The sequence below is a fragment of the Brevibacillus sp. HB1.1 genome (assembly GCF_013332445.1).
GTDB classification, from domain to species: domain Bacteria; phylum Bacillota; class Bacilli; order Brevibacillales; family Brevibacillaceae; genus Brevibacillus; species Brevibacillus porteri.
In genome coordinates this window covers 333687-353983 of record NZ_JABMIV010000003.1, presented here as the reverse complement: position 1 = coordinate 353983, position 20297 = coordinate 333687, and the positions used below count along the sequence as shown (strand labels likewise).

The 20297-nt window shown below is 47.5% G+C and carries 16 protein-coding genes; 5 read left to right on the top strand and 11 right to left on the bottom strand.

The features are described from left to right. Positions 1-2 precede the first annotated feature (2 nt). The gene (locus tag HPY27_RS11455) at positions 3-1754 is read right to left on the bottom strand and encodes an ABC transporter ATP-binding protein (protein ID WP_017249960.1); all 1752 of its coding nucleotides are present in this window, start codon (positions 1752-1754) and stop codon (positions 3-5) included. Between the two features lie 400 nt (positions 1755-2154). Between HPY27_RS11455 and HPY27_RS11450 the strand changes: the two genes are divergently transcribed. Beyond that, on the top strand, positions 2155-3513 hold the full coding sequence (locus HPY27_RS11450; RefSeq protein WP_174225040.1) for a TrkH family potassium uptake protein: 1359 nt from the start codon (positions 2155-2157) through the stop codon (positions 3511-3513). A 21-nt stretch (positions 3514-3534) separates the two neighbouring features. Here HPY27_RS11450 and HPY27_RS11445 read toward each other — a convergent pair whose 3' ends face one another. The 4 genes from HPY27_RS11445 to HPY27_RS11430 form a co-directional block, all read right to left on the bottom strand. Further along, entirely contained in the window at positions 3535-4161 is a 627-nt protein-coding gene (locus HPY27_RS11445; protein ID WP_017249958.1) for a class I SAM-dependent methyltransferase, read from the bottom strand. A 115-nt stretch (positions 4162-4276) separates the two neighbouring features. Beyond that, positions 4277-4984 carry an alpha/beta hydrolase gene (locus HPY27_RS11440; protein WP_173622707.1) on the bottom strand — a complete coding sequence of 236 codons (708 nt, stop codon included), beginning with the start codon at positions 4982-4984 and terminating at the stop codon, positions 4277-4279. Positions 4985-5226: 242 nt separating this feature from the next. Then, positions 5227-6639 (bottom strand): YfcC family protein, encoded by a 1413-nt coding sequence (locus HPY27_RS11435; RefSeq protein WP_017249956.1) that lies wholly within the window; start codon positions 6637-6639, stop codon positions 5227-5229. A gap of 30 nt (positions 6640-6669) precedes the next feature. Continuing rightward, a complete protein-coding gene (locus HPY27_RS11430; RefSeq protein ID WP_174225039.1) occupies positions 6670-7803 on the bottom strand; it encodes a M20 peptidase aminoacylase family protein in 1134 nt (377 codons plus the stop codon). A 218-nt stretch (positions 7804-8021) separates the two neighbouring features. Here HPY27_RS11430 and HPY27_RS11425 point away from each other — a divergent pair, with 218 nt between their 5' ends. Continuing rightward, positions 8022-10118 carry a sigma-54 interaction domain-containing protein gene (locus HPY27_RS11425; protein WP_174225038.1) on the top strand — a complete coding sequence of 699 codons (2097 nt, stop codon included), beginning with the start codon at positions 8022-8024 and terminating at the stop codon, positions 10116-10118. 487 nt (positions 10119-10605) lie between these two features. Here HPY27_RS11425 and HPY27_RS11420 read toward each other — a convergent pair whose 3' ends face one another. The 3 genes from HPY27_RS11420 to HPY27_RS11410 all read right to left on the bottom strand — a co-directional run bounded on the left by HPY27_RS11420 (position 10606) and on the right by HPY27_RS11410 (position 13154). Next, positions 10606-11100: a GNAT family N-acetyltransferase gene (locus HPY27_RS11420; RefSeq protein ID WP_035291419.1), complete on the bottom strand. Its 495-nt coding sequence runs from the start codon at positions 11098-11100 to the stop codon at positions 10606-10608. A gap of 117 nt (positions 11101-11217) precedes the next feature. Next, positions 11218-12087, bottom strand: a complete 870-nt coding sequence (locus tag HPY27_RS11415; protein WP_174225036.1) for an AraC family transcriptional regulator — start codon at positions 12085-12087, stop codon at positions 11218-11220. Positions 12088-12170: 83 nt separating this feature from the next. Further along, complete coding sequence (locus HPY27_RS11410) at positions 12171-13154, bottom strand: LacI family DNA-binding transcriptional regulator (protein WP_174225035.1); 984 nt, start codon at positions 13152-13154, stop codon at positions 12171-12173. A gap of 121 nt (positions 13155-13275) precedes the next feature. Between HPY27_RS11410 and HPY27_RS11405 the strand changes: the two genes are divergently transcribed. The 3 genes from HPY27_RS11405 (at position 13276) to HPY27_RS11395 (ending at position 15460) form a co-directional block, all read left to right on the top strand. Further along, the gene (locus HPY27_RS11405) at positions 13276-13905 is read left to right on the top strand and encodes a YczE/YyaS/YitT family protein (protein ID WP_017249950.1); all 630 of its coding nucleotides are present in this window, start codon (positions 13276-13278) and stop codon (positions 13903-13905) included. Positions 13906-13918: 13 nt separating this feature from the next. Beyond that, positions 13919-14644: a hypothetical protein gene (locus HPY27_RS11400; protein WP_174225034.1), complete on the top strand. Its 726-nt coding sequence runs from the start codon at positions 13919-13921 to the stop codon at positions 14642-14644. Between the two features lie 129 nt (positions 14645-14773). Next, positions 14774-15460 carry a class I SAM-dependent methyltransferase gene (locus tag HPY27_RS11395; RefSeq protein ID WP_017249948.1) on the top strand — a complete coding sequence of 229 codons (687 nt, stop codon included), beginning with the start codon at positions 14774-14776 and terminating at the stop codon, positions 15458-15460. Between the two features lie 61 nt (positions 15461-15521). On the opposite strand, the gene HPY27_RS11390 is transcribed toward HPY27_RS11395, so the two are convergent. The 3 genes from HPY27_RS11390 to HPY27_RS11380 all read right to left on the bottom strand — a co-directional run bounded on the left by HPY27_RS11390 (position 15522) and on the right by HPY27_RS11380 (position 20295). After that, positions 15522-16925: a M20 family metallopeptidase gene (locus HPY27_RS11390; protein WP_174225033.1), complete on the bottom strand. Its 1404-nt coding sequence runs from the start codon at positions 16923-16925 to the stop codon at positions 15522-15524. A gap of 61 nt (positions 16926-16986) precedes the next feature. Next, a complete protein-coding gene (locus HPY27_RS11385; protein WP_017249946.1) occupies positions 16987-18246 on the bottom strand; it encodes an amidohydrolase in 1260 nt (419 codons plus the stop codon). A 744-nt stretch (positions 18247-18990) separates the two neighbouring features. Next, positions 18991-20295, bottom strand: coding sequence for a hypothetical protein (locus tag HPY27_RS11380; RefSeq protein ID WP_017249945.1), 1305 nt, complete (start codon positions 20293-20295; stop codon positions 18991-18993). Between the last annotated feature and the right edge of the window lie 2 nt (positions 20296-20297).

Below are 20297 nucleotides of genomic sequence, written 5' to 3'. Positions count from 1 at the left end.
ATTCACCCGCTTTCTGTCAGCGTCGCTTCAATCTGCTGTTTCTCGAATTGTTCTTTATACCAACCGCCCAGCTCCAATAGCTGTGCATGTGTGCCTTCCTCGACGATTCGTCCTTCGTCTATGACGAGAATCCAATCTGCATGCTGGACGGCCGTTAAGCGATGTGTGGTGATCAGTGTTGTTTTGCCTGCACGCTCCCGGCGAATATTCGTGATCATCTCCGCTTCGGTTTTTCCATCCACCGCCGACATGGCATCATCGAGAATCAAGATTTCTGGATTAACCAAAAGAGCCCGAGCAATCGAGACCCGCTGTTTTTGACCGCCTGAAAGGGCTACACCTTTTTCACCAACAAGCGTTTGCAAGCCTTCGGGCAATAGTTGTACGTCCCGAGCAAATGCAGCCTGCTTCAACACTTCCTGTAATTGTTCTTCTGTTGCCTCGTTGTTCCCGAACAGGATGTTTTCGCGGACTGACTTCGAGAACAAAATCTGCTCCTGCGGTACATAGCCGATCCAGCTCTTGATGTTATCCAGACTGATCTGTTCTAGCGCCTCTCCCGAAACACTGATGGCTCCCCGTCCTAACGGATATTCGCGAAGCAGCTGTCGCACCAGCGTGGATTTTCCGCTTCCCGTACGCCCGACGATTCCTAGCGTCTGACCCCGACCAAGAGTAAAGGAGACCTCGCTTAATTGGTCAACATGCGCAGATGGATAGCGGAATGTCACAGAATCAAACCGAATGACTTCTGGAACTGCCACATGAACTGGTCTGTCGTGATCCGTCACATCTGCTTCGTAAGCCAATGTTTCAGTGACGCGATCCAGCGAGGCACTTCCTCTTTGCATCACATTGATCAATTCACCAATCGCAAACATCGGCCAAATCAGCATCCCGAGATAGACGTTGAACGAGACCAGCTCTCCCAGGGTCAGTTCTCTTTGAAACACGAGGTATCCACCGTAGATCAAGCCAATCATATAACTGATTCCAACCAATATTTTGACGGTTGGCTCAATCAGCGAATCGATTCTCGCCACATCGATATTTTTTTGATACACTTCATGTATTTTTTGGCGAAAACGCTCCTGATCCGCCATCTCCTGTACGTAAGCTCGAATCACACGAACGCCAGAGACGGATTCCAAGACGCGGTCGTTCAGCTCGCCGAACGATGTTTGTGCGGTAGAAAAACGCTCGTGAATTTTTTTCCCATATTGCTTGATGATATAGGCCATGAACGGCAATGGAAGGATCGCTGCTAAGGTCAGCTTCCAACTGATCAAAAAGCCCATCGTCAGCACAATTGCCCCTGTAAAGGATAACGAGTCCACCATCGTCAAAATTCCGAAGCCTGTCGTCATCGAGACAGCCTTGAGGTCATTTGTCGCTCGCGCCATCAGATCACCGGTACGATTGCGCTGATAAAACGTTGGCGTCATCCGCAAAAAATGCGTCATGAGCTTCGACCGTAACGTCCGCTCCGCCAGAAACGCTCCTCCAAACAGCTGGCGAATCCAGATAAAATTGACCCAATAAATCGCGACAGACAATACACCGAAAAACAGCAAAATGGATACCAGCCGCTCGCCAGTCAGTGTCCCCAGGTGAATCTCATCAATAGCCACCCCGATGATTTTTGGAGGGATAATCTCCAGTAAGCCGCCCAGAATCAATAGCAGAATAGCGACCGTATAACGTTTCCAATGCTCCTTGAAAAACCAATCAAGCTTTGCCAAAACCGAGAACATCCGTGTTTCTCCCCTCTCTTTAGCTGGCTGGGTGACCTTTTTTAGAGGACAAAAAAGACACATCGCCCGTGAGCAACATGCCTTTTCATCAACAAAAATAGAAAAGGCGCAAGTTACGAAATAGGTAACCTACGCCATGTTAACGAGATCAAAAAAACGATACTACGCTCGTATCAATGGTGGGGTTACGTCATGTATGCCCTTGTATGGATGACCCATGCGTACAATTCTTTTCATGACAAGCCCACCTTTCCATTAATATTTTGAATTTCCAATAAATACATTCTGAACTTTACCATTCTTGCGGATACATTGTCAACTGATCTTTTCCGCGCTTTTGCTTCCTTTCATTTATTTGGTATGATTATCCCCATGAAGCTCATTCAGGAGGCCATTTATTTTGTTATCTTCCAATCAAAAGCGACGATTGACATCTGTTCAAATCATCGTGTTCGCCTACGTTGGGCTCATCCTGATCTCAGCGTTTCTTCTGTCATTGCCGTTTTTTCACTTGCCGGGAGTCTCTCTTTCTTTTATTGACGCTTTGTTTACCGCGGCGAGTGCCATCAGCGTTACGGGGCTTACTGTCATTACGATTCATGAGGTTTTCAACCAGTGGGGGATTCTCTTTCTTACGTTGCTCTTCCAGGTTGGCGGGGTCGGAATTATGACACTCGGAACGTTCATCTGGATCCTTATGGGCCATAAAATCGGTCTTGAGCAGCGCATCTGGATCGCGACGGACCACAACCGCTCCACGTTGTCCGGTCTGGTCGACCTGATGCGCAATATTCTCGTGATTGCGCTCTTGATTGAGCTGGTGGGAACCATTCTGTTAGGCAGTCATTTTATTTACGCCGGCTACTACGACGATTGGTACACCGCGTTCTACCACGGTTACTTTGCATCTGTCAGTGCTTTTACGAATGCCGGGTTTGACCTGCACGGAAATTCCATGCTCAATTTTACCCACGATTACGTGTTTCAGACCATCGTGATGATCTTGATTATTTGTGGAGCGATCGGGTTTCCCGTACTCGTAGAGCTGAGAACGTACTTTTCCTATCGCCGCGCAAAAGTGCGTTTCACCTTTTCGCTCTTCACCAAGATTACGACACTGACGTTCTTTTCCTTGATCGCCGTTGGCGCCCTGCTCATTTTCGTTTTTGAGCGAAATCAGTTTTTGGCTGATAAGACCTGGCATGAAATGCTGTTCTATTCGTTATTCCACTCCGTCTCCTCGCGTAGTGGCGGCTTGGCTACGATGGATATCAGCCTCTTGTCGACCGCGACACTCATCATGCTCTCCGGGATGATGTTCATTGGTGCTTCCCCGAGTAGTGTGGGCGGGGGGATACGGACCACAACGTTCTTCGTCCTGATTGCCTCTGTTTTTGCCAACATGCGTGGCTACAAGGAAGTAAAGGTGTTCGGAAGAGAGCTGGTTGATGAGGACATTCAGCGCTCCTTCATCGTCTTTTTTATCGCGATTATCATGGTGTTCACAGCGGTCATGCTGCTCGTCTGGTTGGAGGATTTACCTTTCCAGCACGTTTTGTTCGAGGTCTGCTCTGCTTTCGGTACGACCGGATTGTCTACCGGGATTACAGCTCAGATGGGTGTAGGCGGCAAGCTCATCCTGATTATTACGATGATGATCGGACGTATCGGGATTATCAATTTGCTCCTCTTCTTGAAGCGCAATGACCGGATCGTACGCTACCATTATCCGAAAGAACGCATCATCATTGGTCAATAGAGGAAAGGAAATCCCCCAAAGCTATGTAGCCGTTGGGGGATTTTTTTCTAGAATCAAAAAGCTTGCAGAGGACAGGTCTGGGTATTTCTGTTCAATCTTTCGCGTAACGAAGAAATCGTTGTACTTTTTCAAGTAGTGCAAGATGTCTCGGTCTTTGATCATATCGACGACTTGCGACTCTGTCCCATCCGTTACCTTCGTGTAGAGAATGACATGCTTTTTGGCGCAAGAAAAGATGTCATCCAATGTTTTCTCGAATTCTTCCTCATCGATAATGTGATACAGCACATCCAGGCAAACGACCAGATCACTTTTCAAGTATCCTTGATTGTAAAAGGATTTCGGATGGTATAAAAGAAAGCTTTTCGACGAATCCTTCCCAAACATTCTGGCACACATCTGTACCGAAGTCGGTGAAATGTCCAACCCCAAGTAATTGGCATATTTCATAAAGAGAAGTTGATTGCCGTCTCCGCAGCCAAATTCAATGACGCTTTTCACTTGCTGCTCCTTGATGTATTCATTGATGACTTCTGCTTTAAAAAGAGCTAGCACGCCATAGGAGCCAAGTCCAGAATTTCCACCCGAAGCGTAATGATCCTCCCAGTATTTCCGATAATCAAAAGCGGATTGATTTTCCGTACTCATGGTGAGCTTCCCCACTTTCTGCCTTCGAAAATGATGTGTCGTTGCACAGTTTATGCGCGTGAAGAATTTTAATGAAAGGCGATGTTTTAAAACAATGTTTGAAATTAAATTATCATTAAACGTAAATATGTTTTTTCAGCCATTGTCTGAAATACTGCAACTGTTCCTCAGAATGGAAATAGTGTTCTCCATTCTCCATTACTTGCAAATTACAGTTAAAACGTTTATTAAATTCAGATACAACGTCAAACTCACATAAGTTATCTTCTGAACCATAGAGAATGGAAGTTGGATTATTCCAAGCAACAATAGGATGTTCTTTCACATAACAGTAGTAATCCCAATAGAGAGTTTGTCCAATAGGTGTAGAAATTTCTTTCTCTATTTTTAGTCTACTCTCACTTATGTTAAACCATGTCATCATATTATTTATGATACGTTCCATATTTACCACAGGAGAGAGAAACAAACACTGCTTCAACGGCTCATGGCTATATTCTAATAGGCTAAAATATGCTCCCATGCTACAAGCAAAAATGCTTATATTATTGGATAACGTTTTTGCATAGGTCATAATTGTATTAAGGTCTTGAACACAGTTTTGAACTTTGCAAAGATAAGTATCATCCTTACGGTCACCATGTTGAGGTAAATCAAAACTAAGCACTTGATAACCTAGTGCTGTTGCTTCTTCTGCAAATACAATAATCGAGTCATCTGCCTTATTTGACATGTTACCATGCACCACCACAAATAACTTATCTGATTTGTCACCCCACAAAATCGCTGGAATGTTTTCTATTTTAAAATGATTTTTTATCATTACAATTTATCCTCCATAAAATATAAATAATTCGTCATTCCAAATATTACAAATGTAGTCAGTTTCAAATAATTGTAGCCATTTAAACCAATTTCCTTCTTTATGTTTTCCTCTTTAATATACGTAAAAAAAACAAAACCCCAGAATGCCGTAAAATCAACATTCTGGGGTTTTTAATTTCAGTGCAATTTACCCTAAAATGGACTTTTTGGACAGCCCCTTCCTTGTCATCGAAAGTCGGCTTAATACGGGCCCCAGTTAATCAATACCCCGATAACGATAAACACGATGGAGAGAGCTGTCCATACCGCTGTAAGCGGAAGCATGAACTTCAGCCACTTGCCGTAGGAAATACCACTCATTGCCAAAATACTCATCAGAACACCTGAGGTCGGATTAATGCAGTTGACCACACCTTCTCCGAGCATCAGAGCCTCTACTGCCACTTGGCGCGTAATGCCCATCAGGTCAGACAATGGTGCCAACAACGGCATCAGCATAACGGCTTCACCTGAACCGGACGAAATCAAGAAATGCAGCCCGGCGCTTCCGAGGAACATCCCAATTGCACCTGCCATCGGTGACAGCGGCTCCAGAATGGTAGCAAGCCCGTACACGATGGTATCAAGGAACTTCCCATCTTCCAAAATGACCGTGATCGCACGTGCCATACCGACAATCAAAGCCCCATAAATCAGGCCCTGACAGCCCTTTAAGAATGTTTTGGCAATATCGTTGCCGCTCATCTTGTTGAGCAAGCCTACTCCGATCGCAATGAAAATAAAGATTCCGGACATCTCGTTTACGTCCCATTTGAACAAGATCGTGCAGACGATAAAACCAATCAGAACGATCCCCGTAAACGCCAAGATCAATTTGTGACGGGTTGTAAAATCAACATTTTTCGTGTCTGCTTCCATCGTGGTTGAGCCACTATCAGAAGGAAAGAGCTCGTCCCCCAAGATACTCTTGTTTTGACGAACCTTCCGCGCGTAACGCCCGATGTACAGAATGGTTACGATCACAAACGTAACATAAATAATGGTGCGGTAGCCGATACCTGAAAACAGCGGAAGCTCCGCAATTTGTTGGGACAAGCCCAGCGTTCCTGGAAAGGCAATTGTCGTATTGAATCCGGCATACACACCCAAATAAATCAGAGCCACACCGAAGATCGCATCCATTTTCATCGCTCTCGCAATCATGATGCCAAGCGGAACGAAAGCAATGACGGAGTTGACGATGACACCCAACGTACCCAATACGGAAAAGACGGAGGTGATCAAAATAACCAGCAGCCACTCTCTATTTCCTAATTTTCGGACCATGGTCAGAATCGCTGCGTTGAGTGCACCTGTCTTATCCAAAACAGCTAAAGCACCGCCTGTGAACAAAACGAGGAAGATGATCGGCGCGCCTTTGACCATCCCGGTCTGTATCGCGGTAAAAAACTCGATAAAGCCCGTAGGATTCGGCTCCACCGCATGATAGCTGCCCGGGACAACGGTCGTCACATTGCCGTTTTTTACACGGTCAAATTCTCCTGTCGGGACCACATAGGTAGCCAATGCACATAGAAGTAAGATGCAAAACAAAAGGACATAGGCGTCTAGCCGAAATAAGCTTTTCTTTTTTAGTTGCTTGCTCTCTGTCATAAGGTAACCCCCTGCGTGTGTAGCGCTTCTCTAAGAATATTGGGCAGCTTCATAAATCGCAGCTGTCATGATTTTAGCCCCATAAATCAAGGCATCCGTCTGAAAAGTCATCTGTGGATGATGCAAGACTGGCGTGAGCCCACATCCCAGACCAATCATCGTCGTAGCAAGCTCAGGGCGGTGAATCGCGTAAAAATGGAAGTCCTCTCCGCCTGGCGTCACACATGTATCGGCAATGTTGTCCTCACCCAATACTTGCCCAATTGCCTTTTTGGCTACTTGGATCATGTTCGCATTGGCGACCGCAGCCGGTGTGACTCCCGACCATTCCCACTCCACATCCATGCCCATCAAAGCCCCAGTCTGACTCATGGCATGCTCGGTTTTTCTCCGCAATTCTGCCATGCCTTCATTGGACTGTGCACGTACATCGAGGCTAAAGGTCGCTCGATCAGGAATGACGTTCACCGTTTCTCCCCCTGCTTGCAATTGGGTCATCTTCACGGAAAAAGAGCATCCGTCTTCCAGGCGAATGTTTTGCAACGCAATAACCAAAAACGAAGCGGCTTCGATTACATTTTTCCCGAGCGCCGGACGTGCTCCGTGTGCTTGCAGACCTGTAATCGTCCCTTTGATGGAGCTGGATGATCCATGCAAAATCGCCGGAGCAGCGCTCCCATACGGCACTTCCATTTCCGGACGCAGATGAACGCCGATCAGCTTTGTCACGCCTTCCAGAGCGCCATCCTTCATCATCTGTAAGGCTCCACCCATTTTCTCTTCAGCAGGCTGGAACAGAAAGCGCATCGTTTTCGGCGGTACCACTCCGCTTGCTTGAATCGCAAGGGCGCTGTAGAGAGCCAGTGTCGAGTGAGCATCGTGTCCGCATGAGTGATTCGGTCTCACTACGCCGTCCACTTCCTGCACGAGTGCATCCATATCCGCGCGCAAAGCCACGATTTCAGCACTCTCTCCAGGAATCTCTGCATAAAAGCCGTGATGCCCTTCGAAGCATGTGACGGCAATTCCGGCCACCTCCAAGCGTTCCCGCAAATATCTCGCTGTTTTCTCCTCGTGCCAGCTCGGCTCCGCCAATTGATGCAACTCTTTGTATGTTCGCACTATTTCGTCGCGATGCTCGTCCATATATAAGAACGGATTCATCCGATCCATCATCCTCCCTGATGTATTCTCTAGTATCTCTCTTTGCTCTACCGGATGTATAGCAAGATTTGTGCCAAAACCATATTGTTATAAAAGTTAAGCATTTCTGAACAATTTCGGATTTTTAGGTTATAATATAGGTTGGTTTTTACAGATATCTAATCCAATATTTCCACCTAAATAAAAAAGCTATTCGGCAGATAAAAAGGAGTCGCATCATGATCAAACAGAACCCATGCATCTTGTTAATGACCCGACTAGAGACGATCAGCCTGCTGTTTGCAAACACGCTCACGTCTTTTTTCGGCAACCGCTTGGACATCATTCGAAACCATATGCAAGAACGGCTTCATCCGAGTGTGTACGATGAAGTTGATCTCATCCTCGTTTCAGACATGAGTCTCTTACACGATCAGCCAGTTCCTCCGTCAGACATCCCCGTGCTGCTAGCAAGGCGCACGATTGACATTAACAAATTGGATCAACTCATGGATTTGCCGCCAGGAACGCGCTGTCTATTTGTTTCCAACTCCATCGAAATGGTAGAAGGCGCGATTGAGCTATTGTTTCATCTCGGATTCTCTCATCTGACATTTGTGCCGTACGTACCCGATACCGAGACTCCGCTTCCTGAAAAAGATCAAATCGATGTTGCTGTCTGTCATGGACTCAGGGAGCTAATTCCTGCTCTTTTTGAAAACGTCATTGAGTTGGGGCACCGCCCTTTGGATTTGACGACGATCTTTGATATTTCGCGCCTACTTGATCTGTCTCCGGATAAGGCAAACCTGTACACGGCTGACTTCATCAGCGATTTCGTCCATATCGGACGCAAGCTGACCAACTCGGTACACAATGAGCGGAAGCTGAATGAAAAGCTGAGCTCCATTTTAAATGCCGTCCATGAAGGCATCATTGGCACAGATGCCACAGGGAAGATCACTGTGCTGAACAAAGAAGCCGAGAAAATTTTGCATATGACTGAAACCACTTGCATCGGGCGAAATGTAGCGGAGGTCATTCCCGAATTTCTAATTCTGGAAGTAGTAGAATCACACATGGAAGTAACGAAGCAGGTATTGGAATTCCGCGATTTGTACCTCTTGGTGACGAAGATTCCCACGTTCTTGGATGATCAGTTTCTGGGCGCGGTCATTACTTTTCAGGACGTGACAAAGGTACAGCAGATCGAACAGGAAATACGGACAAAGAGTGCCAATCTCGGACTGATGACCAAGTATTCGTTTGACAGTATCATCGGCAAAAGCCCGTCCATTCAGGCCAACAAACGAGTGGCGACCAAGCTGGCCGAAAGCGATTTTACGATTCTCATCACAGGGGAAAACGGAACCGGGAAGGAAGTTTTTGCCCAAGCCATCCATCAACACTCGACGCGCCGTGACGGTCCGTTCGTCCCCGTCAATTTTGCAGGGCTGACCGAGAGCTTGGTAGAGAGCGAATTGTTCGGGTACGAGGAAGGTTCTTTTACAGGAGCGCGAAAAGGCGGAAAGATGGGGCTATTCGAGCTGGCTCACAACGGGACCATTTTTCTGGACGAGATTGGGGACGCCCCGCTTAGCATCCAGGCGTCACTGCTTCGAGTTCTCCAAGAAAAGCAGGTCATGCGCGTAGGGGGCTATCGCGTCATTCCAGTCAATGTCCGCGTCATCGCCGCTACCAATTGCAACCTGATGGAAATGGTCAAAAAAGGGACATTTCGCGAGGATTTGTACTACAGGCTGAACGTCCTGCCACTGCACATTCTGCCCCTGCGTGATCGTCCCGATGATATTTTGGTGCTGATCGATTATTTCTTGCAGAAAAAAAAGCAGCGTCTGTCCTTCTCACGGGAAGTGACGGAACAGCTACTCCGTTACGATTGGCCAGGCAATATTCGCGAGCTGGAAAATTTCATTCACTATGCAGTCGTCATCGCTGAGGGGAATCAGGTGGAATTAGCTCATTTGCCGGAGCGTTTTTTTGCGGGGCATGTCTCGACTCCGCCCCTTCTCTCTCACCGGGATGATACGCTGGAAGATACGATCCGGTATTTGTCCAGGCAAGGCTCCTTGGGAGATTACGTAGCGATCCTGCAAGTACTGTCCGATTGCTACATGCGTCAGGAACGTATTGGACGCAGTGCCCTGCTCGCAAGAATGGAGAGTCCCTCCATGACTGAAGCCCAAATCAGGCACAAGCTGACCGCACTTGACCGCGCTGGATGTGTCTCCATCGGCGTTAAGAAGCAAGGGACGCAGATTACTGCGTTTGGGCAGCAGGTGTTGACGGCTTTGCTGATTATGGAAAAGGGATAATTATAGTTGTCTTCCAACAGATGTGGAGCCCGAAGCCCTACCACATGTTTTCCAGTCGCCTGTATCCTCTCTTCGTTCGGGCGGTCTCCTTCCAAACATGTGGCAGTACTTCTTTACAGCAATGTCATTATTCATTTTTTAAATCGTTTTGTATGTCAGTGCAAAGTAGCTTACTTACTACAACTTCTCGAATCACTTTCAAGGTCTTGACCAAAGCCACCTAGGAAGAAGTGCATTTCCAGTCCAAGCGCCTCTGGAGCCCTACCCAGCGTAGAAATGAATAACGGGGAATTTCAGCTTCACTTATGAGATACTTCCTCGAAACTTCAATGTTTGAAGCGCTCCCGCTATTCATTTCGGAGCGGACAGCAACAGCCCTCAGCAGGGCGTAGGCCGAAGCGTAGACTGGAAATGCACTTCTTCCTTCCACTACAGCATATAAAAAAAGCGGATAGGTTTTAGCTCCTCCGCTTTTTCATGAATCCACCTAAGTAGTCACGATGGACGACTCTATTTTTTCTGGTTGAATGATAGGCAAAATTGGTAGCTCCATCAAATTCCGATGCTTGCCTGGCCCGTAGTAATCCTGCTCAGCATGAGCCAGACGGAAACCATAGGCAGACAGCGCGCGAATAGACGATGCGTTCGTTTCACTCACCGTGACCTGCACAGTGCGAAGTGTCGGGAATTGGCGCAGGGCTTGCAGTCTGGCTTCGATTAGCCGTTTGCCAATGCCTTGGCCTTGAAACTCCTTGCTCACATTGCTGAACAGAAGCCAGCCAGTCGTCTGGTACATATCAATTCCGGCGCAGCTAAAACCGATGAGCTGGCCGTTATAGGTCGCCTTGAAAATCAGCTCAGGAAACAGCTCCATATATTTTTTCAGCTCATGCAAGTTCATTCGATCGGGTAATGTCATATCCGCCAACGTAATCATTTCCGCAAAATCATCTCTTACGACGCGCTCAATCTGCACTTCCACCCTACCCGCCTCCTGTACATTCGCTCTTGCTCTTATACAGTAGCAAACGGGTATAAAGCTGGAATGGATGTCGTGTGAAAGTACTGTAAAATTCATTGCGACCGGCTGAACAAACGTCTATAGAAGCGGAATGTAGATAGCTATTTTCATCGCCTCAGGAAAGCTCGAACCCCTCACGTCTGTCACTTCAAAATCCGGTCCCTCGCCTCTCTCATAATTCGATTGAGGCAACCATGTTCCGTAAATGTAGCGACGTGTGTTTTGCACGAGGTCGGCATCACCCGTCACTTTGAATTCCGCGTATTTTCCGCCAGGCAAGACGAGTGAAAGAAAGCCTTCAGGCAATTCATCAGGAACACGATGCACAGCCTCCCCGATCACAAAAGAAAAGCTCCCGTCATCTTCAAATTCGCAGGCGATTCCGTACGACATATCTTCTGCCGCTTTATTCGGAATCCGCAAGTAGTCTTGATTACGGCCGAATTCATAATAAAAGCCTGGAATGTCCTTAAACTGTTGCTCATCCTGTAAATTCGTCCGAAACCTGCGCCCAATGATACAAATGTCATCCAATGTCGCGATGGTTGGTTTGTTCATCGTGATCTCTCCTTTGATCGTTTGGCGAAAGGCCAAAAAGTCCATCTTAGCTAGATAAGGAAGCGAGTGATTTTCTTTGCGATACCTTCCAGGTGTAATCCCGAACTGCTTCTCAAAAGCGCGTGTCAGTGCCTCCTGCGACTGGTATTGATAGGCCACAGCAATTTCGAGCACATTGTCACTTGTCTGTTTTAGCGCAAGTGCAGCTTCCGATAGCCTGCGCTTGCGAATGTACGCCTGTACGCTGAAGCCTGAGATTGCCTGAAACAGCCGCTGAAAATGAAACGCAGAGAAATGCGCTTGAGAAGCAATTTCTGTGATGTTCATTTCTTCCTGAAGATGCTCTTCCACATAATCAATCGCGTCCTGAATCCGCTTGTACGTGTCCATCTTTGACTTCCTTCACCTATTTTTTCTTTAGTATGCGGGAGATCACTGGCATTTTTTTGATCAACTGTGCTATCTTTCAAGCTTTACGTCGTCAATCGCTCTACCAAAACGGGTGACAGTTCCTTCTCTTCCTTTTTCCCAACCAGCTGCTGTGTCCAAATCCGCTCATGCAGCATCTCAAATGCGTATTTTCCCATCAACGTACTGGAGCTGGATACAGTGGTGATCTCTAGCAATTCTCCGATTGGCTGATCATCGCATCCGACTACGGCTAAGTCTTCTGGTACGCTAATCCCCAACCTACTCGCTTCTTTGATGATCCCTGCCGCTATATGATTGCACGATACGATCATTGCTGTCGGCCGCTCTTCTGTTTGCAGCAATTTCCCCATGACATCCTTGCCGTCTTGGATCGTTAAACACTCTTCAAACGACCACTCAGCAGAGGGTGTTACGTCAATCGAACGCAGCTTTTCGTAATAGGCACGTTTGCGATGCTGACTGTTAAAGCTGTTTTTTCTGCCGATGCAATACCCGATCCGGCGATGCCCCTTCTTCATCAGATACTCCATCCCGATCAGAAACGTTTGATAGTGGTCGATATGAACACTCGAAACAGAGCTGGTATCATTTGCTTCACACGTAATGATAGGTCCGTATCCTGCATATTCATTGAGCGTTTCGCAAGAGCTGGACCTGGAGCACATGATTAGCCCGTCGATTTTTTTATTTTTGAGCAAGTGTAGGACACTGCGTTCTTGCTCGGGGTTGTTATTTGTTTGGCACACCATTAGTTTGTAATGATGCTGGACTGCTTCTGCTGCAATGCCTTCGATAATGGAGCTGTAGTATTGGTTGTTGACGAGAGGCAATGTCACACCGATGACCATCGTTTTTCCGGTAGAGAGGTGGACTGCATTACTGTTTTGAACATAATTTTGTTCTTCAATAATCTTGAGAATCTCCGCACGTTTTTTCTCGTTCACATACGGATGGTTGTTAAGCACACGGGAAACGGTTGAAACGGATACACCTGCCAATTTCGCGATTTCTCTTATGTTAGCCACTCAGATTACTCCTCTAAGTCGGATCAGTAATTATTACATACATCAAAACACATTCCGCTTGCTCTGAAAAGCGTTCCACATATTATGCTCTCCTTATGTAGAATGAAAGGAGTCGTGTTTTGTGATTCGCTTAAAATTTGAATATCTCTTGTTTATCGTAGGCTTATTGATATTGGCGCTCGGGATCAACATGATGACGACCATTACATCCTTTGGTCTTAGCCCGTATGATTCTCTGTTTATTGCCCTGTATCAAAACTTCGGGGTATCGATTGGCTTCTGGATGTTTGCCATTAACCTGACCTTTGTCATCATCGTCCTTTTCATGGATCGCAGTTACATTACTTTCGGTGCCATTTTGGTCATGGTGCTAATCTCCCTCTTTGTCGATATGATCGGGTCCATCGATGCGCTTATGGCTGCTATCCGTACATTGCCGCCGCTTCTGACCATGGCACTCGGAAACATTTGCATCGGTAGTGGTATCGGGTTGTATGTGTGTACGCAAGTGTGCACAGCTCCCCAAGAGGCATTTGTACTGGTGATGTCGAAAAGATTAAAGTGGACATTCAGACGGACAGAAATTTTGCTAGCGTGCATGTTTCTTAGTGCAAGCTTCCTGCTAGATGGCCCGATTTATTACGGAACAGTCGTGCTGTCGTTTACGACTGGCTACATTATTCAAGCAGCAATTAACGTCGGGAATAAGATGCTCCGTCTCGTCAATCAAACGAAGGGAGCGGAGGCATAATAGGAGGAAAGCCTTGAGAAATTTTCGACCAAAAGTTGTGTGTTCCCTTGCAGTGAGCCTGTTTCTATTGCTTGTCGGTTGCTCCTCTTCTACTGGTCTCGTAAAAGCTAGCGGAGAAGTTTTTGCCCAGAGCGAAATTCACAGACTGACCCAAGATCCTGAAAACGTGACGCATTACCGGCCGATGCGTATTCAGGAAATGACACCGCAATTGCCTTCGTCTCTCCAAAGCAGAATCAAGCTCGTGGATAAAACGAAGCTGCCTTTTCCTGTCGAAAAAGAGATGGCCTATCTCGTCTCATTCTCTTCAGGCCCCGAAAAAGAAACGCGACACCAACTACAGCTGACATACGCGCAGGATAACGAAGCTCCTATTACGGAAAACTTCTTCATCGTACGTATGACAGAGACAGATGAAAATCCCTTGGCCCATGTAAAGCCATCTGCTTCTGGACTGGATTCGTTTGGGAACGTCATGCGCGTTGAGCCACTGACCGACGATATCACTTTCTATCATCATATCATCACAACGAACAGCTCTTATGTGTATAACTTTTACAAGTACGATGATGAAAATCAGGCAGTAAATCTAATCGTCACAAACGCCCATGAGATGGAGTTCTATGATCAAGGAATCTTGTATCATCTCGCGTACCACACCGGAAGCACTCAACTGGACCCTACCCTTCATGATCAGATGGTAGCGCTGGCGAAGGATTTCATTTCTGTCCGTTCCTAAATGAAAAAGAAGGATTCCCCTGTAGGTCATACGACTGCGAGGTGGAATCCTTTTTCTATCTCTTGACCTTCACGTGGCGTGAAGCTTTACGATATTTTCCAGTACGATCAAGGAACTGGAGGGTGAACAATGCCAAACCACGAACAAATTTATAAGAATCAAGCGGAACAGTACGATCTGATGATTTCTAGACAACCACGTCTGCTCGCTGTCATCGAAGAAATCACTCCTATCAAAGGACAGGACGTGATCGATCTGGGAGCTGGCTCAGGAAGACTTACGTCTGTGCTCGCTCCTCATGCCAAGTCCATTCTGGCTCTCGATGCTTCTGCTGCCATGCTAGAAGTGAATGCGCAACAACTGACGCAAGCCGGTCTTACCAATTGGAAAACCAACGTAGCGGATCATCGAGAACTTCCCGTAGACGATAATAGTGCGGATGTCCTCGTAGCAGGGTGGACGGTTTGTTACCTCACCAGTTCTGAAGTTCCCAACAACGAGCTCCATCTTGAAAAGATCATTCAGGAGATGAAACGCGTGCTTCGTCCTGGTGGCACGATCATCATCATGGAGACGATGGGGACTGGATATGAGACACCTCACCCACCCCACTTTCTTACACAGTACTATTCCTTGTTGGAAACCAAATACGGCTTCTCTCACAAATGGATTCGCTTGGACTATCAGTTTAAAGACATAGCGGAAGCAGAACGGCTTTCACGGTTTTTCTTTGGAGATGAGCTTGCGGACAGAGTCGCTCGGGAAAAGCTGGTGACATTGCCGGAATGTGCAGGGGTATGGTGGCTGACTGTATGAATACAAAAAAGACGACCCCTGACCGTTCAGAAGTCGTCCGCTTGTTATTTCCACGTGTCTCTTATTTTTTCACAGAAGGCATGACACCCTCTGGAATCGGGCACACATACGTTTGACCGCCCAGACGCTGTTTCAGCTCGGCTTTTGCCTGTTCAATCAGCTCCGGATGATTTAGCATGTCAATGGCTGTAGAAGCCATGACTTTCCCCGCATGCAGCATCCCTTTATGTGCCATGGATGTCGCCCCGAGAGACACCCATTGCCAAGAGTGCAGCGTGGAGCCATTTATATAACACGCAGTCGTACATTGCGCGGTCGGCGCAATCCAGCTCACATCCCCTACATCGGTGGAGCCGTTCAGCGGGATTTTTGATCCGTCGAATGGATGGAGCCATGTCACCATGTCTGGAGCAGGCATGTCTGGTGACTGTTTTTCCGAAGTAGCGAGCTCCTGCTTGGACAGCGTCGCACGCATTTCTTTTGCCAATTGCAGTTCTGCTTCGTCATGCACAGGGACGCCCAGCTCCTGGAAGTTTTTGTACATGACCTCTTCGAGCAGCTTGTTTTGTACGAGGTTCGAGCACGCTTTGTCGAATACGATCTCTACCTCGGTTTCGGTCATGAGCGCAGCGCCTTGCGCAATTTTGCATACGCGCTCGTAAATCTCCTGTACTTGATCAACCTTTGGCGCACGCAAGAGATAGAGCACCTCTGCCTTTGGTTGAACCACATTTGGCGACAAGCCGCCGGAGTTCGTGATGGCATAGTGCACACGTGCTTCCGGGATAATGTGCTCACGCAAGTAGTTCACGCCGACGTTCATCAATTCCACTGCATCCAGTGCGCTTCGACCGAGATGTGGACTTGCTGCCGCATGGGCACTCTTTCCTTTGAACTTGAAGTAAATTTGATAGTTCGCGAGTGAATCGATGGACATGATGCTGTTATAGCCCATTGGGTGCCAGCAAAGTGCGAAGTCCACGTCGTCAAACAGTCCTGCTCGCGCCATGAACGCTTTCCCTGAACCGCCTTCTTCCCCTGGGCAGCCGTAGTAACGAACAGTCCCTGTCATGTTGTTCTCTTCCATGTACGCTTTCACTGCAACGGCTGCCGCAAGAGAAGCGGTACCGAGCAAGTTGTGTCCGCAGCCATGGCCGTTTGCGCCTGCTACGAGAGGCTCTTCTGTGGTTTGTCCTTTTTTCTGGCTCATGCCCGACAGAGCATCGAACTCTCCCAGAATCGCCACGATAGGATTGCCGCTGCCAAAACTTCCAATGAAAGCCGTTTTGATTCCGCCTACTCCACGCTCAACCTTAAAGCCTTCTCCTTCGAGTGTTTGAGCCAGCAGTGCAGCAGATTGGTACTCTTCAAAACGCGTCTCCGCGAAATCCCAAATCTGGTCGCTTACCTTGATAAAGGCATCTCGTTTTTTCTCAATCATTTCTGCAATTCGTTTGGTATGCATTCGCAAACATCCTCTCTGCCCTCGTTGTCCACGTGCTTTTCCGCTCAGGTAGGAACGTTTTTTACGTCAGCAATCGTCTTGCAATTCGGTTCAAAAGCGCTACGCTGCGTGGCAAAATTTCTTCTTGTATATCGAACTTCGGATGGTGGTGGGGCGCTGGGATATCCGTACCGATTGCCATGTACGTTCCTTTTCCGCCACGATCCTGAACGCGTTTAATCATAAAGCTGGCATCTTCACTGCCCATTGAGTTGTAATCGCCGTGCTTAAAGGAATGGAAGCCTTCTACCTGCTTGGCTTCTTCCAGTGCCAGCTCTGCCATCTCCACATCGTAATTGATCGGGATTGCTCCCCCGACGACTTCGATTTTGTAGTCGAGCTCATGCATAGCTGCACTGTGCGCGATGATGTTGCGTACGCGGTTTTCTACTTCTGCATTTACTTCTTCCGTAATGGAGCGAGTCTCCACAACCATCTTGGCATAAGCCGGAATGATATTCGCTGCTGTTCCGCCTTCTAGCACACCCACATTGATTCTCGTATCACCAGTGCTGAAGCGAGGAATCGCATGAATGTTCAACAGGGCGGTAGCCGCTCCGAGCAATGCATTTTTCCCTTGTTCTGGCGACGCACCAGCATGAGAAGAAACACCGTAGAAATGCGCCATCATTTTCGTAGTAGCCAAAAATCCATAGGAACCGCCGTGTACCTCACCCAGCGGCACATTGACACCCAAATGGTTGCAGAAAATATAGTCAACATCGTCCAAATGGCCTTTTTCCACGATCGCGTATGCACCGCGAACACCTTCTTCGGCTGGTTGGAAGATCAGTTTGAGCGTACCGGAAAAATCTCCTGCTGCAAGCACTTCTGCCAATCCCAAGCCAATCGTGGTATGGCCGTCGTGAGCGCAGGCATGCATGTTGCCTTCATAATGGGAGCGGAAGCCATTCGCTTGTGGAAAATGGTCTTGCTCCGTACTTTCCAATACAGGCAGTGCATCCATGTCAAAACGAAAAGCAACCGTTGGTCCAGGTGCCTTCCCTTTCTTCACACCGATCACTGCTGTATAGCCACCGCGCATTTTTTCAACGATCGCCGGGTTTGCACCGTCACGCAAAGCTCTTTCATACGCTGCCTCAAGAGCCGCCTCAGAAGGCAAGCCCCGACGGGAATCTCCATCGATTGCTTCTTGTCCGTATATGACCTCATAGCCGAGGGACGTCAAAATCTCTACTACCTTGGAAGCGGTACGGAACTCCGTAAAACCCACCTCTGGATGTCTATGAAAATCTCTTCGCAACGAAACCAGATCCAACATCGTTCAATTCCTCCTGTTAACTCTGGAGCATGTCTTTTTCCACGCCCAGGTCCGATAGGCAAGCTCTAGAAATATGAGAAGACTGGCAAATGTAAACCCTTACAATATACGAATATTAAAAGACATTTTCGCTTAATTGAATTATATAGTTGCCTCTCTGTTTTTTCAATAGAAGTTGTTAGACTTCTTTAAAAACAGAAACTTTTCCCGGCTGTTGTGGTGGGGAGGAAACAGGAGAAAACGCTCAGCTTCTAGGGCCACCCCCTGGGGGATTGACTGCACGACTCCATGCAAAAAGCGAAACCGCGTCCAAAGTGGTCCACTCAGGATGTGTCTCAGAGGTGGACGCTTAAGAGCGTGTTTCGCTTTTTGTATGGAGTCTCGGTCGGTGTCCCTAAGATCTTCGCTTATTTCTCCTGTTTCCTCTACGAGCTTTCAGTGTGAATCCGATTTTTAAAAGCCCTAAAAGATTGAAGAATGTCAGCAGTTACGACAGAGAAGAATATTTCCAGACGTAGCGACTTGTGGAGTCCTACCGAGCGGAGAAGGGATTTGCGGGCAAAAGAAACGCAACGTGCTCCTACGTCGAAGCGGCTACCACTTTTGCGTTTCCCCGCAAATCCCTTCGAAGCGGACAGTCCAGCCTCCCCGAGGGACGGAGCCTGGAGCCTAGACTGGAAATATTCTTCTCTTCACCGCAGCCCCATGATATAAAAAAACACCCGAACATCACGTCGGGTGCCTTCATTTTTTTAGCTGATAAAGCTTCTTCGGTCGTCCACGTACAGCCTGCTGCTCTTCCCCGCTGAACTCGGCCAAATTCACTTCGCACAAGCTGCCCATGATTCGCTGTGCATTCCGTACCGTCATCGACAAATGCGAAGCGATATCCGTCGTCGAAAACGAATTCCAGCCCATACGCTGAACCAACGCACGCAGCTTATGATACGATTTGACACTTACATTGGCTCGGTTCAGCTTTTCCAACAGCTCGCGATCACTGGAGCGGAACGAATAGGCGAGCTCCTCTGTTTCTCCCACCGATTCCATCATGACGCCATTATCCTGTACGACGACAATGCCCGCCCCCGGTCGTTCTTTTGCGTGTTGGATTGCTTTTCGCGCATTGTTTTCCGCAGAAAACGCTGTATCTCCAAAGCCCACACCTACTGCAACCGGAACCTCTGCCTCCAAAGAGAGCTGTTCCACTGTAAGTCGTAGCATTTCAATCTCTCGTTGAATCGCACCACGCGAGCTGAAAATCTGGTAGCGTCCGTTGCCATTTGCCAGCAGAGAGCCGTCAAGCCTATCGCAGAGCGCAAGCAGAATTTGTCTGATCTTCAGCTCCAGATGCTGCAAGTAAAAGCGCGTGCTAGTCCGCTCGGGAATCTTGTCAAACTGCTCCAGCTCAATGATCTCTACCCCAATTTGTGTATCCTTGAAATAGGAGCTTTTCACCTTTTCAATGACGATTTTCATTGCCTGACGAATCTCCATTTTCGTCATCAGGACACGATAGACAGGAATGCCTTCCTCGCGCAGCGCATGTTCAACCACAGAAAATGTGGTGAACGCTCCTTGTGTCTTGCCTTCACGCCAGAGCGATACATGAAACTGCGTGATCGCATCCAAGTCAAAATTCTCGTCATACATACTGACATAAATCTCCTCGTCAGGTATGTCCAACTCCGACATCGCCTCGCTCAAATGCAATCCTTCCGAATCAATCATATCAATGGAGACACGGTTTACCGCAGTCTTTTGATCAATCGACATCTGGATGAAGCAACGATACAGATTCGAACCGTTCGGTGGGCAATACACGAGATTGGCATCCGGGCTGAGCACGTTTTTAGCGATGGTAAACGGAATCGGTCCAGAGAAAAACCATCCGTTTAAATCTGCATGATGCTCCAGAACGATTTTACTCACATCCCGTACGTCTTCATAACGAAAAGGAACAAATTCGATCTCATGCTCAAACTCATTGGCAACCGCCAGTATCCGCTCCACCGAAGGAAACGGTCCTACAACACCGATTCTATACATAA

What these genes read in the sequence shown, in the direction of transcription:
- HPY27_RS11395 (WP_017249948.1), top strand. Translation starts at nt 14,774, where the DNA reads ATGCCAAACCACGAACAAATTTATAAGAATCAAGCGGAACAGTACGAT.
- HPY27_RS11385 (WP_017249946.1), bottom strand. Translation starts at nt 18,246, where the DNA reads ATGTTGGATCTGGTTTCGTTGCGAAGAGATTTTCATAGACATCCAGAG.
- HPY27_RS11440 (WP_173622707.1), bottom strand. Translation starts at nt 4,984, where the DNA reads ATGATAAAAAATCATTTTAAAATAGAAAACATTCCAGCGATTTTGTGG.
- HPY27_RS11425 (WP_174225038.1), top strand. Translation starts at nt 8,022, where the DNA reads ATGATCAAACAGAACCCATGCATCTTGTTAATGACCCGACTAGAGACG.
- HPY27_RS11445 (WP_017249958.1), bottom strand. Translation starts at nt 4,161, where the DNA reads ATGAGTACGGAAAATCAATCCGCTTTTGATTATCGGAAATACTGGGAG.
- HPY27_RS11380 (WP_017249945.1), bottom strand. Translation starts at nt 20,295, where the DNA reads ATGTATAGAATCGGTGTTGTAGGACCGTTTCCTTCGGTGGAGCGGATA.
- HPY27_RS11435 (WP_017249956.1), bottom strand. Translation starts at nt 6,639, where the DNA reads ATGACAGAGAGCAAGCAACTAAAAAAGAAAAGCTTATTTCGGCTAGAC.
- HPY27_RS11430 (WP_174225039.1), bottom strand. Translation starts at nt 7,803, where the DNA reads ATGAATCCGTTCTTATATATGGACGAGCATCGCGACGAAATAGTGCGA.
- HPY27_RS11390 (WP_174225033.1), bottom strand. Translation starts at nt 16,925, where the DNA reads ATGCATACCAAACGAATTGCAGAAATGATTGAGAAAAAACGAGATGCC.
- HPY27_RS11455 (WP_017249960.1), bottom strand. Translation starts at nt 1,754, where the DNA reads ATGTTCTCGGTTTTGGCAAAGCTTGATTGGTTTTTCAAGGAGCATTGG.
- HPY27_RS11415 (WP_174225036.1), bottom strand. Translation starts at nt 12,087, where the DNA reads ATGGACACGTACAAGCGGATTCAGGACGCGATTGATTATGTGGAAGAG.